The following is a 16,956-nucleotide window of genomic DNA, read 5'->3' as shown; positions in this document are numbered from 1 at the left end:
AATCGTCATTTTCAGCTTCTACACTGCGCCCGCACCCATCGCGGGGCAGTGTCTTGACTTATCTATAGGGGACTTGAATGTCCGTACGACGCACACGCAAGGACGATGGCAGCCAATGGACCGTGGCCGACAGCCGCAGTGTTTATGGTATCCGCCATTGGGGCGCTGGTTATTTCGCCATCAATGAAGCCGGGCGTGTCGAAGTACGCCCCAACGGCCCCGACAGCGCGCCGATCGATCTCTTCGAGCAGGTCGACGAGTTGCGCCAGAGTGGCCTGTCGCTGCCCCTGCTGGTCCGCTTCCCGGACATCCTGCAGGACCGCGTACGCCAACTGACCGGTGCCTTCGACGCCAACATCGCGCGCCTGGAGTACCAGAGCCAGTACACGGCCCTTTATCCGATCAAGGTCAACCAGCAGGAAGCGGTGGTCGAGAACATCATCGCCACGCAAAACGTCTCGATCGGCCTCGAAGCCGGCTCCAAGCCCGAGCTGCTGGCCGTGCTGGCGCTGGCGCCCAAGGGCGGCACCATCGTTTGCAACGGCTACAAGGACCGCGAGTTCATCCGCCTGGCGCTGATGGGCCAGAAGCTCGGCCACAACGTGTTCATCGTCATCGAGAAGGAGTCCGAGGTCGCCCTGGTGATCGAGGAGGCCGCCGAGCTCAAGGTCAAGCCACAGGTCGGCCTGCGCGTGCGCCTGTCGTCGCTGGCGTCGAGCAAGTGGGCCGACACCGGGGGCGAGAAATCCAAGTTCGGTCTGTCGGCTGCGCAATTGCTGTCGGTGGTCAGCCGCTTCCGTGATGCCGGGCTCGACCAGGGTATTCGCCTGCTGCACTTCCACATGGGCTCGCAGATCGCCAACCTCGCCGACTACCAGCACGGCTTCAAGGAAGCCATCCGCTATTACGGCGAGCTGCGTGGCCTGGGCCTGCCGGTCGATCACATCGACGTCGGTGGCGGGCTGGGCGTCGACTACGATGGTACCCACTCGCGCAACGCCAGCTCGATCAACTACGACATGGATGACTATGCCGGCGTGGTGGTGGGGATGCTCAAGGAGTTCTGCGACGCCCAGGGCTTGCCGCATCCGCACATCTTCTCGGAGAGCGGTCGCTCGCTGACTGCACACCACGCCATGCTGGTGATCCAGGTCACCGACGTCGAAAGCCACAACGACGAAGTGCCGACCATCGAGAACAAGGAGGCGCTGCCCGAGACCGTGCAGTGGCTGGCCGACTTGCTCGGCCCGACCGACATCGAGATGGTCACCGAGACCTACTGGCGCGCCACCCACTACATGGGTGACGTGGCTGCGCAGTATGCCGACGGCAAGATCAGCCTCTCCGAAAAAGCCCTGGCCGAGCAATGCTACTTCGCTGTGTGCCGTCGCCTGCACAACTCGCTCAAGGCTCGCCAGCGTTCGCACCGCCAGGTGCTGGACGAGCTCAACGACAAGCTGGCCGACAAGTACATCTGCAACTTCTCGGTGTTCCAGAGCCTGCCGGACACCTGGGCCATCGGCCAGGTACTGCCGATCATCCCGCTGCACCGCCTGGACGAAGAGCCCATGCGCCGCGCGGTGCTGCAGGACCTGACCTGCGACTCCGATGGCAAGATCAACCAGTACGTCGACGAGCAGAGCATCGAAACCAGCATGCCGGTGCATGCGGTGCGCGAAGGCGAGGACTACCTGCTGGGTGTGTTCCTGGTCGGCGCCTACCAGGAGATCCTCGGCGACATGCATAACCTGTTCGGTGACACCGACTCGGTGAACATCTACCAGAACGCCGACGGCAGCGTGTACCACGCCGGCATCGAGACCCACGACACCATCGAGGACATGCTGCGCTACGTGCACCTGTCGCCGGAGGAGTTGATGACTCACTACCGCGACAAGGTCGCCAGCGCCAAGATCACCGCCCGGGAGCGGACCCAGTTCCTGGATGCGCTGCGTCTGGGCCTGACCCGCTCTTCGTACCTGTCGTCGTGATCGGCGGGCCGCTCCTGCAAGGTTTGCAGGAGCGGCCCTGCTTCAACCGATCCATGCTGCCCGCTGTTGCAACCGCCACCCCACCCACCCCAGCGTCACCGCGCGCAATCCCATGAATCCGAGAAACGCCAGCCACAGTCCATGGTTGCCGAACCCTCGCAGGGCGAATGCCAGCGGCAATGCGATCGCCACCGATACCAGCATCGCGTTGCGCATTTCGCGGGCACGCGTCGCTCCGATGAACAGGCCATCCAGCAGATAGCTCCACACCGCTACCAATGGCAGCAGCGCCAGGTAAGGCAGGTAGGGGTAGGCCGCGTCACGCACGCTTTGGATATCGGTCTGCAAGTCGATGAACAGGTGCCCACCCAGCAGAAACAGCCCGGCAAAGACCAGGCTGACGATCAGCGACCAGCCGCAGGCGACCACCAGCGAGCGGCGCAGGGTGTCGCGTTCACGTGCGCCGATGGCGTGGCCGCACAGGGCCTCGACCGCATGCGCCAGGCCGTCCAGGGCATAGGCAGTCAGCAGCAGGCCATTGAGCAGCAGCGCGTTGGCCGCGACCGTCGCCTCGCCCAGGCGCGCGCCCTGCACGGTGATCAGAAGGAACACCAACTGCAAAGCCAGGCTGCGCAGAAAGATATCGCGGTTGACCGCCAGCAGCGGGCACCAGGCCTGCCAGCATTTCAGCGCGGCCCAGGCGATGCGCCCCGGATAGGCGCGCAGCGCCGGGCGGGTCAGGGCAAGGCCCAGCAGCGCCGCGCTCCATTCGGCGATCACCGAGGCGCGCGCCGAGCCGAGTACGCCCCAGTCCAGTCCGAGCACGAACCACAGGTTGAGGACGATGTTCAGCAGGTTGGTGGTCAGCAGGATCGCCAGCGGTGCGCGGGCGTTCTGGGTGCCGAGGAACCAGCCGACCAGGGCATAGCTGGCCAGTGCCGCTGGCAGCCCGAGCAGGCGGGTATGGAAGAAGTCTTCGGTGGCGCTGTGCAGCGCTTCGCCGGGTTGAATCATGTGCAGCGCAAACTGGCTGAACGGCAGGGCAAGCAGGCCGATCAGTGCGGCGAACGCCAGCGCCAGCAGCAACCCTTGTACAAGCACCTGGCGCAGCGCGGCGCCGTCGGCGCGGCCGGCGGCCTGGGCGGCAAAGCCGGTCGAACCCATGCGCAGGAACCCCATCAGGCCGACCATGAAGGTGAACAGTGTGGCGCCGACGGCGACGGCACCGAGCTGGTGGGCGTGGGGCAGATGGCCGATGACCGTGCTGTCGACCAGTGCCACCAGCGGCACCGAGATGTTCGAAAGGATCATCGGCGCGGCCAGGGCCCAGACCTTGCGGTGGGTGAGGCGGTGGTGCCAGTCGGTGAGCAGTGAGGGCATGCGGGAGTGCTTATCCTGTGGGAGCGGGCTTGCCCGCGAAGGGGCGCATGGCGGCCCCGGTTTTCGGCTGGTGGCCATTGTACCGGCCAGGCAACCAATCCGTGCGAACGCGGTCTCATTTGCCACTGCAGCGCAGGTAGCCTGCCGTACGTTGCGCTATAGTTCCTGCCCTCACCACCCTGCTGCCGAAGAGTCCTCTCTCCCATGTTCAACAAAGGATTGTTGCTGGCCTGCGCGCTGGCCCTGCTCAGTGCCTGTGATTCCTCCTCCAAGGACGCCCCCGCGCCGGCGGAAAAGCCCGCGGCCAGCGCGCCAGCCGAAGCCAAGCCCGCCAAGCGCGAGGACCCGGCAGCGCTCGCCAAGCGCTACGCCGACCGTGAGCTCGACGTGCTGGACGTCTCGGAGGTCCAGCTCGACGGTGCCAGTACCCTGTCGATCAGCTTCTCGGTACCGCTCGATGCCAATCAGGACTTCGCCGCCAAGGTGCACCTGGTCGATACCGTCAAGGGCAAGCTCGACGGCGCCTGGGAACTGTCTGACAACCAGATGGAACTGCGCCTGCGCCACCTCGAGCCGCAGCGCAAGCTGGTGCTGACCGTCGACAAGGGCCTGCTCGCGGTCAACGGCAAGACGCTTCAAGGCGAGTCGGTCAGCCGCCTGGAAACCCGCGACATGCAGCCGACCATCGGCTTTGCCAGCCGTGGCTCTTTGTTGCCTACCCGCCTGGCCGAAGGTTTGCCGGTGATCGCCCTGAACGTCGACAAAGTCGATGTCGAGTTCTTCCGGGTCAAACCGGAAATGCTCTCGACCTTCCTGGTCAACTGGGGCCGTAACAGCAGCCTGTACTACTACCAGTCCAAGGAAACCCTGGACATGGCCGAGCTGGTCTACAGCGGCCGCTTCGACCTGAACCCTGCACGCAACACCCGCGAAACCGTGCTGCTGCCGATCGCCGGGATCAAGCCGTTGCAGGAGCCGGGCGTCTACCTGGCGGTGATGCGCGCCTCCGGTACCTACGACTATTCGCAACCGGCGACCCTGTTCACCCTCAGTGATATCGGCGTGTCCGCCCACCGCTACCGCGACCGCCTCGACGTGTTCGCCCAGGCCCTCGAGGGCGGCAAGGCCCTGAGTGACGTAACCCTTGAACTGCACGACGACAAGGGCAAGCTGCTGGCCCAGGCCAAGACCGATGGCAAGGGCCATGCCGAGTTGCCGATCACGGCCAAGGCCGACACCCTGATCGCCACCCAGGGCGTGCACACCACGCTGCTGCGCCTGAACACCGCCGCACTGGACCTGGCCGAGTTCGACATCACCGGCCCCCAGGCCAACCCGCTGCAGTTCTTCATCTTTGGCCCACGCGACCTGTATCGCCCCGGCGAAACCGTGCTGCTCAACGGCTTGCTGCGCGACCAGGACGGCAAGCCGGTCAAGGCCCAGCCAGTGACGGTCGAAGTGCGTCGCCCCGATGAGCAGGTCAGCCGCAAGTTCGTCTGGGAGGCTGACCAGAACGGCCTGTTCCAGTACCAGTTGCAACTGGCCAGCGAAGCGCCCACCGGGCGTTGGCAGCTGCTGCTCGACCTGGGCGGCGGCCGCAAGCAGGTTTACGAGTTCCTCGTCGAAGACTTCCTGCCCGAGCGCCTGGCGCTGGAGCTCAAGGGCAGCAAGACACCGCTCAGCCCCGAAGAAACCGCGCGCATCCAGGTCAATGGTCGCTACCTCTATGGCGCGCCTGCCGCCGGCAATCGCCTGAGCGGCCAGGCCTACATCCGCCCGCTGCGTGAAGCCGTGCCGGCGCTGCCGGGTTATCAGTTCGGCTCGGTCACCGAGAGCGAGCTGACCCAGGACCTGGAACTCGATGAAGTCACCCTCGACCAGGCCGGCAAGGCCACTGTCGATATCGAGAGCCGCTGGGCCGAGGCCCGCTCGCCGCTGCAACTGACTGTGCAGGCCAGCCTGCAGGAGTCTGGCGGTCGACCGATCACCCGTCGCCTGGAGCAGCCGATCTGGCCGGCCGATCGCTTGCCGGGCCTGCGCGGCCTGTTCGATGGCGAAGAGACCGACAGCGATGCCCCGGTGCAGTTCGAGGTGCTGGTCGCCGATCGCGACGGCAACAAGCTCGCCGTCGACGACCTCAAGGTGCGGTTGATCCGTGAGCGGCGCGACTACTACTGGAACTACTCGCAGAGCGATGGCTGGAGCTACAACTACAACGAGAAATTCCTCACCCAGAGCGAAGAAACCATCAGCATCAAGGCCGGTTCCACCGCCAAGCTGACCTTCCCCGTGGAATGGGGCCCATACCGCGTCGAGGTCGAAGACCCCGAGACTGGGCTGGTATCCAGCGAGCGCTTCTGGGCCGGCTACCGCGCCCAGGACAACGCCGAAGGCGGCGCGGTACGCCCGGACCAGGTCAAGCTGGCACTGGACAAACCGTCCTACGCCGACGGTGCTACCGCCAAGGTCACCGTCACGCCGCCTGCCGCAGGCAGCGGCTACCTGATGATCGAGTCGAGCGACGGCCCGCTGTGGTGGCAGGAAATCGACGTACCTGCCGAGGGCAAGACCTTCGAGGTCGAGCTGGACAAGAAATGGGCCCGTCACGACCTCTATATCAGCGCCCTGGTGATTCGTCCGGGCGAGCGCAAGGTCAATGCCACGCCCAAGCGTGCCGTCGGTGTGCTTCACCTGCCGCTGGACCGTGCCGAGCGCAAGCTCGCGGTCAGCCTGCAGGCGCCGGAGAAGATGCGTCCCAAGCAGCCCCTGACCGTCAAGCTCAAGGCCGTCAATGCCGATGGCAGCGTGCCGAAACAGGTGCATGTGCTGTTGTCTGCGGTGGATGTGGGCATCCTCAACATCACCGACTTCAAGACCCCCGACCCCTTTGCCAGCCTGTTCGGCCGCAAGGCCTACGGCGCCGACCAGTTGGACATCTACGGCCAACTGATCGAAGCCGGCCAGGGGCGTCTGGCGAGCTTGGCCTTCGGTGGCGACGCCGCCATGGCCAAGGGCGGCAAGCGCCCGAACACCACGGTCACCATCGTCGCCCAGCAGAGCCTGCCGGTAACGCTCGATGAGAAAGGCGAAGGCCAGGCCACGGTCGATATTCCTGACTTCAACGGCGAACTGCGTCTGATGGCGCAAGCCTGGACCGACGAGCACTTCGGCATGGCCGAAGGCAAGACGGTCGTAGCGGCACCGCTGATCGCCGAGCTGTCGGCGCCGCGCTTCCTTGCCGGTGGCGACCAGACCCGCCTGGCCCTGGACCTGGCCAACCTGTCTGGCCGCGCCCAGCAGCTCAACGTGCAGGTGACGACCGACGGGCAGCTCGACCTCGCTGGGGCTGCCCAACAGAACATCAACCTCGCCGAGGGCCAGCGCAGCACGTTGATGATCCCGGTCCAGGCCCGTGGTGGCCTGGGGCAGGGCAAGGTACACGTGCGTGTCGATGGCCTGCAGTTGCCGGGCGAGACGGCCACTGGCTTCGAGCGCGAATGGACCCTGGGTGTGCGCCCGGCGTATCCGGCCATGCTCAAGCACTACCGCGTGGCGCTGAAGGACCAGCCTTGGACCCTGCCAGAGAATGAGCTGGCCGAGTTCGAATCGGCAGGCCTTGAAGCCAGCCTGGCGCTGTCGAGTCGCCCGCCGCTGAACCTGGCCGAACAGATCCGCGCTCTGGAAGCCTACCCTTACGGATGCCTTGAGCAGACCACCAGCGGCCTGTACCCCTCGCTCTATGCCGATGCCGACGCCCTCAAGCGCCTGGGTATCAAGGGCGAACCGGCCGATGTGCGCAAGCGCAAGATCGAAATGGGCATCGAGCACCTGCTGGGCATGCAGCGCTACAACGGCAGCTTCGGCCTGTGGAGTTCGGACAGCGAGGAAGAGTACTGGTTGACCGCCTACGTCACCGACTTCCTCCTGCGTGCGCGTGAGCAAGGCTACGGCGTGCCTGCCGATGCCTTGAAGAAGGCCAACGAGCGGCTGCTGCGCTACCTGCAGGAACGCAACCTGATCGAGGTCGACTACAGCCAGGACGCCGAGCACACCCGCTTCGCCGTGCAGGCCTACGCCGCCCTGGTGCTCGCCCGCAGCCAGCAGGCGCCGCTGGGTGCGCTGCGCAGCCTGTTCGAACGCCGCAGCGACGCCCGCTCCGGCCTGCCGCTGGTGCAACTGGCGGTGGCATTGGACAAGATGGGCGACAAGCCGCGTTCGCAGCAGGCGTTGCAGGCGGGTCTTTCCATCGGCCGCGGCAAGGGTTGGCTGGCCGACTACGGCAGCGCCGTGCGTGACCAGGCACTGATCCTGGCCCTGCTGCAGGAGAACAACCTGGCCAGCAACCAGGTCGATCAGCGGCTGTTTGCGCTGTCCGACGAACTGGCCTCCAACCGCTGGCTGTCGACCCAGGAGCGCAACGCGCTGTTCCTCGCCGGTCGTGGCCTGCTGGGCAAGCCCGAAGGCAACTGGCAGGCGCGCCTGGACAGCGCCGGCGAGGTTCGCGAGTTCAACAACGCCGAATCGGGCATGAAGCTCGAAGGCCCGTTGCTGGCATCGCCGCTGAGCATCCAGAACCAGGGCAGCGAGACCCTCTACCAGCAACTGACCCTGTCCGGTTATCCGCGCCAGGCACCTGTGGCCAGCAGCAATGGCATGGAGATCCGTCGCGAATACCTGGGCATGAACGGCCAGACCCTGGACCTGCGCAACCTGAGCAGTGGCGACCTGGTGCTGGTGCACCTGGCGCTCAAGGCCCAGAGCCAGGTGCCGGATGCGCTGGTGGTCGACCTGCTGCCGGCGGGCCTGGAGCTGGAAAACCAGAACCTGGCGCAGAGCGCGGCCAGCCTCGACAACGCCAGCAGCGCGGTCAAGCAATGGCGCGAATCGATGCAGAACGCCAGCGTGGTTCACCAGGAGTACCGCGACGACCGCTATGTGGCCGCCCTCAAGCTCGACAGCTATGGCACCACGCACCTGTTGTACCTGGCGCGTGCGGTAACGCCGGGCAGCTATCGCATTCCGCCGCCGCAGGTGGAGTCGATGTACCGGCCGAACCTGCAGGCAGTGGGGGATAGCCAGGGCGAGATGGTGGTGCGTAGCCGTTGATGCGACTGTGGGAGCGGGTGACTCCGCTCCCACAGGTTCATGGATGGCGGGCCTTGGGTCAGTGAATGATCCAGCTCAACACCCACAAGCCCAGCACCAGCCAGATGATGCCCATCACGATCGACGCCCGCATGAACGCCCGGATCGCCGAGTACAGCAGCATCAGCCCGACGATCAGTGCAAGGATGCTGACCAGCGAGGTGTCCATGCCCAAGGTGCGCGCCAGCCCGTCGATGAAATTGCCGCCGGCATTGGCCAGCAGATTGAACAGCCCGCTCATGATATCGACGATGAACTTGATCACCGCACCCAGCGCCTGGCCCAACCACTCGAAAAACCCTTCTACATGCATAGCTGCTTCCTGATGATCATCCCAAGCCTTTGGCCATCGTTCGATGGGGTCGGTTCCCGATGCCAGGCGCAAGCATAGTTCGCCCGCGTACGCGCAGCGCAAGGATCTTGCGTGGTATCGGCATTACTGTGTTGTCGAGCGTCGTCTTGCTGTGGCTGGCGGATCGCCTGTGGCCGTTGCCGATGCCGGGTGACGACCTGGCGCGGGTGGTGCTCGCCGAGGACGGCACGCCGCTGTGGCGCTTCGCCGATGCCGATGGCGTGTGGCGCTATCCGGTCAGCCCCGAGGAAGTATCGCCTTTGTATCTGGAGGCGCTGCTCACCTACGAAGATCGCTGGTTCTACGACCATCCCGGGGTCAACCCGCTGGCCCTGGCGCGCGCGGCCTGGCTGAACCTGCGTGGCGGGCGCGTAGTGTCCGGCGGCAGCACGCTGTCGATGCAGGTAGCACGTTTGCTCGACCCCCATGATCGCACCCTGGCCGGCAAGCTGCGTCAGCTGTGGCGTACGGCGCAACTTGAATGGCACCTGTCCAAGCGCGAGATCCTGCAGATCTACCTCGATCGCGCGCCCTTCGGCGGCACCCTGCAGGGCGTCGCTGCCGCCAGTTGGGCCTACCTGGGCAAGTCGCCCAAGCACCTCACGCCTGCCGAAGCGGCATTGCTCGCCGTACTGCCCCAGGCGCCCAGCCGCCTGCGCCCGGATCGCCATCCCGAGCGTGCGCAGCGTGCCCGCGACAAGGTGCTGCAACGCCTGGCCGACTACCAGGTGTGGCCTGAGCAGCGGATTGCCGAGGCGCGCGAGGAGCCTTTGTTGCTCGCCCCACGCCAGGAGCCGGCGCTGGCGCCACTGCTGGCTCGGCGGCTGAACACGGCGGACAGCCCGACGCTGATCCGCACCACGCTCGATGCATCGTTGCAGCGTCGTCTCGAAGACCTGCTGCTCGGTTGGCGTGCACGCTTGCCCGAGCGCACCTCGGCGGCAATCCTGGTGGTCGAGGCACAGACCATGGCCGTGCGTGCCTACCTGGGTTCCATCGATCTGGGCGATGAGCGCCGCTTCGGCCATGTCGACATGGTGCATGCCCTGCGCTCGCCGGGCTCGACCCTCAAGCCGTTTCTCTATGGCATGGCCCTGGACGATGGGCTGATCCACTCCGAATCGTTGTTGCAGGATGTGCCGCGTCGCTATGGCGACTATCGTCCGGGCAACTTCTCGATGGGCTTCAGTGGGCCGGTGTCGGCCAGTTCGGCGCTGGCGTTGTCGCTCAACCTGCCAGCGGTTCAGTTGCTCGAGGCCTATGGGCCCAAACGCTTTGCCGCGCAGATGCGTATCGGTGGGGTGCCGCTGATACTGCCGCCACTGGCCGAGCCGAACCTGTCGCTGATTCTCGGCGGTGCGGGCAGCCGCCTGGAGGACCTGGTGGGTGGCTATGCCGCGCTGGCGCGTGAAGGCAAGAGCGCGAAGATCCGCCTGCAGCCCCAGGACCCGCTGCTGGAGCGGCGCCTGTTGTCGCCGGGTTCGGCGTGGATCGTGCGGCGTATTCTCAGCGGCCAGGCGCGTCCGGACCGCGATCCGCACGCCGAGCTGGTGCAGCGCCCGCAACTGGCCTGGAAGACCGGCACCAGCTATGGCTTTCGCGATGCCTGGTCGGTCGGGGTCGGCCCGCGGTACATCATTGGTGTTTGGATAGGCAGACCCGATGGCACGCCGGTGCCGGGCCAGTTCGGCCTGGCTTCGGCAGCGCCGCTGATGCTGCAGGTGCACGACCTGCTGAGCAACCGCGACAGCCAGCGCGGTGTTGCCGTGCCCGTGGAGAACGTGCCGGGCAGTGTCGGCGTGGCAGCGATCTGCTGGCCCCTGGGACAACCGATGAATCGTCAGGACCCGCAATGCCGCCGCCAGCGTTTTGCCTGGACCCTCGACGGCACCACGCCGCCGACCTTGCAGGCTGCCGACCAGCCGCTGGGGTTGGGCCTGCGCGAAACGGTATGGGTCAATGAGCGCGGCTTGCGGGTCGATGCCAGCTGTCGGGGGGCGAAAGCATTGGAAATTGCCCTCTGGCCTGCGCCTCTGGAACCGTGGCTGCCACGGGTAGAGCGGCGTAGTGCGCGGCTGCCGATGGTCGATCCTGCCTGTCCACCGCAGGTGCCGCCCAGCGCGCCGCCGCTGTCGATCGTCGGTGTGCGAGCAGGCGACAACTTGCGCCGGCCGCTCACCAGTCACGAGCCACTGCAACTGCACGTATCGGCACTGGGTGGGGCAGGGCGGCGCTGGTGGTTCCTCAATGGCCAGCCGCTGGGCGAGACCGAAGGGCAGGACAGCCTGCTGGTGCGTTTCGAGCAGTCAGGCCGCATCGAGTTGAGTGCGTTGGATGAGAGCGGCGAGACGGCACGGGTCGAGTTCCAGGTGGCGGAGTAGCCGCTCTCAGCCAGCGCTTCCTTGTACTAATGACATGGTATTAAACCTTTCGGTCAGCCATTCGGGCTGCCCTCACAACTCACTGAATTTCATAGGCTTTCCAGCGCCGTCAGCACCTTATTCCCCCGTATTAATACCAACTTACGACCTACCGCCGTCGAACCGCCGGAGCTTCACTGCTGACTGAAGGCATAACGCTGGCCAGCCTGGCCAGCGCGCCTATCCAACAACAAAGCAGTGCGGGAGTCGCCCATGAAAACTCAGGTTTGGATGAAAGCGAGTACGGCATTGGCGCTGGTGATGGCCCTTGGGCTTGCCGGGTGCAGCAGCGGTGGTGGTGGTCATCACAGCGAGGTTGATGGCTCGTCCACCGATGGTGGCGCTGGTGCAGGTGCAGGCGGCGGCTCCGACGGATCGGGCGGCAGCGGTGGTGATGGCGGCGGTATGGCGGGTGGTGGCAACGGCGCAGGCAACGGTGGCACTGGTGGTGGCACCGGTGGTGGAGGAGATGGTACGGGAGGCGGCGGTACCAATCCTGGTAACGGTGGCGGAACGCCAGGCGGTGGTGATGGTGGTGCGGGTGGCGGTAATACGCCGACCCCGCTGGTCACCGGTCAGGTCGTCGGCCAAGTCGGCAATACCGTTTCCGGGCTGGGCGATGGTGTCAGCAACCTGGGTGAGATGATCGGCTCGCTGCCGGTGGCGGGGAACACTTCGCTGACCGGCGGCGTAGGTTCGCTGGTGTCGTCCACGGGTGATGCAGTCAGTAGTGTCGGCTCCGGCCTGAGCGAGGGGCTTGGGCAACTGGGCACCGGAAACAACGCCGTTGGTACGACAGTCGGCGTGGTGGGGGCAGCCACTTCCAACCTCGGGACCGGCGTATCCGGCCTGGGACAGGGCATAGGGGCGCTCGCAACGAGCTCACCGGTCGAGCAGGTTCCATTGGTCAACCAAGTGGTGGCAGGCGCCGGGCAAGGCGTCGACCGTGTCGGTCAGGCGGTCACCATGCTGGGCAACACGCTGACCCCTGTCGGTACCAGCGGCCCGCTGGCGGGCGCCACGCAGGGGGTAAGCAATGCGTTGGTGCCGGTGGTGTCGCTGGTGGAAAACACCACTGCCAATGTCACCCGGCAAACCGGGCTCGCTGGCCCGCTGAACCAGACCCTCAACCAGGTCGGCGGGGCGCTCGACCAGGCCGGGCAACAGGTTGCAGGCACCGGCAACGGCAATCCATTGACCAGTACGCTCGGGCAAGTGGTGAGCAATGTGGGTAGCACCGTCAGCACCACCAGCGGCCTGGCCCCGACAACCGGCGGCGCACGCACTGGCCTGCTGGAAACCGTTGGCGGCGTGGTTGCTGGCGCTGGCAGCGGGCTGGCGGCGGGCACTGGTAATCCGGCGGTAGCGTCGGTAGGTGGCAGCACGGGCCAGGTTGGCAACACCGTCGCTGCGCTCGGCACGGTGCTCGGTGGCAATGGCGTCACCAATACGGCAGCAGGTGCTCCGGTGGCAGCGGTGACGCAACAGGTGAGCGCCGGTGTGACGCCGGTCGTCAGTGGCGTGGCCAGTGTGACCCAGCAGGTTGGTGCTGCGACGGGCGTCGGTGCGCCGGTCGCCGGGTTGCTCAATCAGGTGGGCGGTGCGGTGGCCAGTGCAGGCAGCCAGCTTGGCGCGGCCACCGGCAACCCGGTAGTCAGCCAGGTGGGCACGACGGTCAGCGCAGTCGGTGGCACCGTTGGCCAGGCCGGCACGCTGGTCAATGGCAGCGGTAGCCAGGGTGGCGGGCTCGGCGGCGTACTGGGCGGTGTGACCGGTGCCTTGGGCGGCGTGCAGCGTTGATAAAGTGCCCGGCGGATCTTTTTCGCTGATCCGCCGGGCGCTCGGTTAGACGACGGCTCGCTCAGCACCTACGCTTGCATTGACAAGGGCGTCCCTGCCGGGCGCCCCTGGTTCCACAGGATCATGGAGTGTCCGAATGCGTCCACTGCTGGTGACGATGCTGGCGCTGTCCTGGGCCTGCGTGGCCCGCGCCGAACCCCTGCCGAGTTTTCTCAACAGCAACGAAACCGAACGCCGCCTGCCCACGCCGAATCTACCGGTGGACGCCTACCGTCCGGGCAAGCCTGGGCTGAATGTACCGGCACCAGCGGCACCCCAACAAACGCCATTGCAGATGAACACCCAGGTCCTGGTGCGCAAGGTGCGCTTCGAGGGCGGGACCGTCTACCCCTTGGCAGATCTGCGCGAGCATTACCAACCGATACTCAATCGCAGCGTGACCCTCGCTGAACTGATCGAGGTCACCCGACGCCTGACCCAGCGCTACCAGCAGGACGGCTACCTGTTGTCCTACGCCTATCTTCCGCCGCAAGACTTCGCCGATGGCCGCGTGCGGGTGGTGCTGGTGGAAGGTTATATCCGCGACTACGAGGTTCAGGGCGATATCGGCTCCGCATCGGGTTATGTCGAGCGTCTGGTGAACAAGCTCAAGGCCGAACGGCCGCTGACGCGCAAGACCTTCGAGCGCTACACCAGCCTGATCAGCCGTATCCCCGGTGTCACCTTCCAGGCCCAGGTGCCGCCACCGGGCACCACCGACGGTGCCACGCGCCTGATTGCCCAGGCTTCGCGCAAGCCCTTCACCACCACGCTCAACCTCAGCGACGGCAACCGTGACGACCTGCAAGCGCTGCTGGGCGCCAGCAGCAATGCCCAGACTCGCTTCGCCGAGCAGTTGAGCGCCAGCGTGCTGGTGCCGCCGGGCGAGGACAAGGAACACTATTACCGCGTCGACTACAGCCAGTTCCTGGATGACGAGGGTACGCAACTGCTGTTGTCGGCATCGCGCTATCGCAGCGACCCGAAGGCACGCATTCGCCTGGACAACGGTATCGACCTGACCCAGCACCGCGAGAACGAGCGTTACTCGATCGGGCTCAGCCAGGCGTTGATCGCCTCGCCGACCGAATGGCTGGATGTGGTCGGGCGCTTCTATGCGGTCAATGACCAGATCGACTACCAGGTCGTGGGCTTCCCGCTGAAGCTCGACAGCCACACCGACATTCGCGCGCTGTCGTTCGAGGGTGATTGGCGCAAGGCCGAGGCCAAGCGCCTGCGCATCCTCAGCGCCGGGGTCTACCAGGGCCTCGACCATTTTGGCGCACGCACCAATGCAGGCTACGACCTGGACTTCCTGCGCCTGCGCCTGTCCGGGGTGCAGAGCGACAATTTCCTCGAACACTGGCAAGGGGTCGTGTCCGCTGCCGGTTACTGGAGCAACGACAGTTTGCCCGACAGCGAACGGGCGGTGTTCGGCGGGCAGAACTTCGGTCGTGGCTACCCCAGCGACCAGGCCTCCGGCGACAAGGGTTGGGGCCTGGCCTACGAGCTGAACTACAGCATCCAGCGCCAAGGCCAGTGGCTGAAGGTGCTGCAGCCCTATGTGGTGCTCGATACCGCGCGGGCCTGGTTCAACGAACTGGAGGTGCAGAAGGCGAAGATGTCGTCGGCGGCGGTAGGGCTGCGGTTTGGCGATGCGCGCTATTACAACATGGCGCTGGAGGTAGCCAAGCCCATGTCGGACATCGCCCTCGACAGTCTGAACCGGCGGCCGCGGTTCACGGTGAGCTTCAGTTATCAACTGTAGGGAGGATGGATCTTCCTAGGAACTGTCTGACCTGATCTGTCGAATAGCGTCTGATTGCCGCTCATGGGGGGCCTGTCTAGTCTTTGCGAGGACGTCAGGGAAGGGAAGTTGGTGATACTTGATTGTTCTTATTTCGAATATGTTGAAGTGAACAGAAGTCTTCAGCGAGAAAGTTCATGACTGTGCCTATCCGTACCGAGTTTCCCGAGGCCCGTGAAGTAGCAGCCGCTGTGCAGGGGCAACGAGACCTGGCAGCCGTGCTATGCACCCAGGCTGACATGCAGCGCATCGAGATCTACGACGCCGATAACAAGGCGCATGCCGTCGAGCTGCCAACCAGTGCGCTGCGGTTGCTCCTGGACATACTGGGAGAGTTGGCACGGGGCAACTCTGTGCGGGTAGTGCCGGTCCACGCGGAGCTGACCACGCAGGAGGCTGCGGATCTGCTGAGTGTTTCGCGCCCTCATCTGGTGAAACTGCTCGAGGAAGGAGCCTTGCCCCATCACAAGGCGGGTCGACATCGTCGTGTTCTCTTCTCTGACCTGATGACCTACAAACAGCAGCGGGATCAGGCCAGCCGCAAGGCGATGGACGACTTGACCGCGCTATCGGAAGAGCTTGACCTGGGGTATTGATGCGTCACTCACCGTTCACCACGATTTACGACGCATGCGTTCTTTATCCCGCCCCTTTGCGCGACTTGCTGGTCAGGCTCGCTGGCAAGGCCTTTACAGAGCCAGATGGAGCGCCCAGATCGATGATGAATGGAAAAGGAATCTGTTGCTGAAACGGCGGGATCTTACCCGGGGGCAATTGGACCGTATTTCCACACTGATGGAAGCGGCGATTCCCGATGCACTGGTTGTCGGTCATGAATCCTTGTACCCGGCTCTGAATCTGCCCGACCCCGATGACGTACATGTTCTTGCCGCCGCGATCAGAAGCAACGCGGAAGTCATCGTGACGTTCAACCTGAAAGACTTTCCCCCATCCGCATTGCGCTGTTTCGGTGTAGAGGCACAGCACCCTGACGAATTCATCATGGACTTGTGGGACCTCGATCAGGCTGCTGTTCTGGAGGCTGTGGCTGAAATGCGGCGCAGCTTGGTTCGTATGCCTTACACCGCCGAAGCCCTGCTGGAGTGCTATTCGAGGCAAGGCCTACCGCAGAGGGCAGGAGTTTTGCGCGACTTCGCCTTGTTGATCTGAACGCATTGGCCTACCGCCCCACCACCTGCATCACCGACTTGGGAAACAGATTGTCGAGTGTCTCCAGCAAGCGGGCGTGGTAGATCGGTTTGCGAAACAGGTCGAGCACATGCAGGCGCAGCAGGTCGCTGACGTCGTCCATATCGGCATGGCCGGACATGACGATCACCGGCAGATGCTGGCGGGCGGTGTGGTCGCGCAGGCGCTTGATCAGGCCGATGCCGCTTTCTTCGGGCATGCGCAGGTCGGTGATCACCAGGGCCACATCAGGGTAGCGGGTGAGCTGTTGCAGGGCTGTCTTCACCGAGTTGGCGGTGTGGCACTTGAAACCTTCGTTTTCCAGCAGTTCAGCCAGCTCCTGCAGTGCCTCTTCCTCGTCGTCCACCAAAAGAATTTGCTGGCGCGAGGAAGAGTTCGGCATGCTTGGCTCCTGTTCGCCTGGCGTTATGCTGCGGCGTGCTGGTCAAGGTCATAGCGCCCCGGAGATGGCGCTGAACATCGTGGTGATCTTGCCGGAGATCGTCGGTACGAATGGCACCAGCACCACCGCGACCATTGCGGCGATCAGCGCGTATTCGATACCGGACGCGCCGTCCTTGCGGGTGATGAAGTTCTTGCAGTGCTGAAGGATCCGTTGCAGTTGCATGGCACATCTCCTTGCGCCGACGGCGCGGGGTAAGGACGTGGCTAAGTAACGTCCATTTGCCATCATAGAATTGCCAAGCTGGCGAAGCCTGCAAATGTAAAAAGGCATTAACCCTAAAGTATTGGAAGCCAAGGCTTTTTCTAAGTACCTGTTTTCCCTGCATGTCCGCGTGCCAGACGAAAAAATCCCGTTTCCGCTCATGGCGA

10 protein-coding genes and 1 pseudogene are annotated in these 16,956 nt (G+C 64.7%); 7 read left to right on the top strand and 4 right to left on the bottom strand.

From position 1 onward, the window contains the following. The first annotated feature begins 77 nt into the window (after window positions 1–77). A complete protein-coding gene (gene speA, locus ACTYOL_RS24455; protein WP_054894196.1) occupies window positions 78–1,991 on the top strand; it encodes an arginine decarboxylase in 1,914 nt (637 codons plus the stop codon). Window positions 1,992–2,033: 42 nt separating this feature from the next. On the opposite strand, the gene ACTYOL_RS24450 is transcribed toward speA, so the two are convergent. Next, window positions 2,034–3,371, bottom strand: coding sequence for an MATE family efflux transporter (locus ACTYOL_RS24450; RefSeq protein ID WP_444757227.1), 1,338 nt, complete (start codon window positions 3,369–3,371; stop codon window positions 2,034–2,036). A gap of 204 nt (window positions 3,372–3,575) precedes the next feature. On the opposite strand from ACTYOL_RS24450, the gene ACTYOL_RS24445 reads away from it, so the two are divergent. Beyond that, window positions 3,576–8,477: an alpha-2-macroglobulin family protein gene (locus ACTYOL_RS24445; RefSeq protein ID WP_444757226.1), complete on the top strand. Its 4,902-nt coding sequence runs from the start codon at window positions 3,576–3,578 to the stop codon at window positions 8,475–8,477. Between the two features lie 58 nt (window positions 8,478–8,535). Here ACTYOL_RS24445 and ACTYOL_RS24440 read toward each other — a convergent pair whose 3' ends face one another. After that, window positions 8,536–8,829 (bottom strand): hypothetical protein, encoded by a 294-nt coding sequence (locus ACTYOL_RS24440; protein WP_054894193.1) that lies wholly within the window; start codon window positions 8,827–8,829, stop codon window positions 8,536–8,538. A 59-nt stretch (window positions 8,830–8,888) separates the two neighbouring features. Here ACTYOL_RS24440 and pbpC point away from each other — a divergent pair, with 59 nt between their 5' ends. The 5 genes and pseudogenes from pbpC to ACTYOL_RS24415 all read left to right on the top strand — a co-directional run bounded on the left by pbpC (window position 8,889) and on the right by ACTYOL_RS24415 (window position 16,104). Beyond that, on the top strand, window positions 8,889–11,249 hold the full coding sequence (gene pbpC / locus ACTYOL_RS24435) for a peptidoglycan glycosyltransferase PbpC (protein WP_153774076.1): 2,361 nt from the start codon (window positions 8,889–8,891) through the stop codon (window positions 11,247–11,249). A 252-nt stretch (window positions 11,250–11,501) separates the two neighbouring features. Further along, complete coding sequence (locus ACTYOL_RS24430; protein WP_200603103.1) at window positions 11,502–13,088, top strand: collagen-like triple helix repeat-containing protein; 1,587 nt, start codon at window positions 11,502–11,504, stop codon at window positions 13,086–13,088. A gap of 136 nt (window positions 13,089–13,224) precedes the next feature. Continuing rightward, entirely contained in the window at window positions 13,225–14,895 is a 1,671-nt protein-coding gene (locus ACTYOL_RS24425) for a ShlB/FhaC/HecB family hemolysin secretion/activation protein (protein WP_444757225.1), read from the top strand. Between the two features lie 176 nt (window positions 14,896–15,071). Next, on the top strand, window positions 15,072–15,530 hold the full coding sequence (locus ACTYOL_RS24420; protein ID WP_153774073.1) for a helix-turn-helix domain-containing protein: 459 nt from the start codon (window positions 15,072–15,074) through the stop codon (window positions 15,528–15,530). Beyond that, window positions 15,530–16,104: pseudogene (locus ACTYOL_RS24415) on the top strand (PIN domain-containing protein). The gene ACTYOL_RS24420 and the pseudogene ACTYOL_RS24415 overlap by 1 nt, the downstream one beginning before the upstream one ends. Before the next feature lie 10 nt (window positions 16,105–16,114). Here ACTYOL_RS24415 and ACTYOL_RS24410 read toward each other — a convergent pair. After that, complete coding sequence (locus tag ACTYOL_RS24410; protein ID WP_054894187.1) at window positions 16,115–16,525, bottom strand: response regulator; 411 nt, start codon at window positions 16,523–16,525, stop codon at window positions 16,115–16,117. Between the two features lie 48 nt (window positions 16,526–16,573). Continuing rightward, window positions 16,574–16,750: a Flp family type IVb pilin gene (locus ACTYOL_RS24405; RefSeq protein ID WP_063546282.1), complete on the bottom strand. Its 177-nt coding sequence runs from the start codon at window positions 16,748–16,750 to the stop codon at window positions 16,574–16,576. Window positions 16,751–16,956: the final 206 nt, after the last annotated feature.

It is taken from the genome of Pseudomonas sp. A014 (assembly GCF_052378495.1).
Classification (GTDB): domain Bacteria; phylum Pseudomonadota; class Gammaproteobacteria; order Pseudomonadales; family Pseudomonadaceae; genus Aquipseudomonas; species Aquipseudomonas machongensis.
The sequence above is the reverse complement of the archived record's forward strand: the minus strand, read 5'-3'. Positions and strand labels throughout refer to the sequence as shown.

Excerpts from the sequence above, each read along its gene's own strand:
- pbpC (WP_153774076.1), top strand. The coding sequence starts at position 8,889 with ATGCCAGGCGCAAGCATAGTTCGCCCGCGTACGCGCAGCGCAAGGATC.
- ACTYOL_RS24450 (WP_444757227.1), bottom strand. The coding sequence starts at position 3,371 with ATGCCCTCACTGCTCACCGACTGGCACCACCGCCTCACCCACCGCAAG.
- ACTYOL_RS24425 (WP_444757225.1), top strand. The coding sequence starts at position 13,225 with ATGCGTCCACTGCTGGTGACGATGCTGGCGCTGTCCTGGGCCTGCGTG.
- ACTYOL_RS24440 (WP_054894193.1), bottom strand. The coding sequence starts at position 8,829 with ATGCATGTAGAAGGGTTTTTCGAGTGGTTGGGCCAGGCGCTGGGTGCG.
- ACTYOL_RS24410 (WP_054894187.1), bottom strand. The coding sequence starts at position 16,525 with ATGCCGAACTCTTCCTCGCGCCAGCAAATTCTTTTGGTGGACGACGAG.
- ACTYOL_RS24420 (WP_153774073.1), top strand. The coding sequence starts at position 15,072 with ATGACTGTGCCTATCCGTACCGAGTTTCCCGAGGCCCGTGAAGTAGCA.
- ACTYOL_RS24430 (WP_200603103.1), top strand. The coding sequence starts at position 11,502 with ATGAAAACTCAGGTTTGGATGAAAGCGAGTACGGCATTGGCGCTGGTG.
- ACTYOL_RS24445 (WP_444757226.1), top strand. The coding sequence starts at position 3,576 with ATGTTCAACAAAGGATTGTTGCTGGCCTGCGCGCTGGCCCTGCTCAGT.
- speA (WP_054894196.1), top strand. The coding sequence starts at position 78 with ATGTCCGTACGACGCACACGCAAGGACGATGGCAGCCAATGGACCGTG.
- ACTYOL_RS24405 (WP_063546282.1), bottom strand. The coding sequence starts at position 16,750 with ATGCAACTGCAACGGATCCTTCAGCACTGCAAGAACTTCATCACCCGC.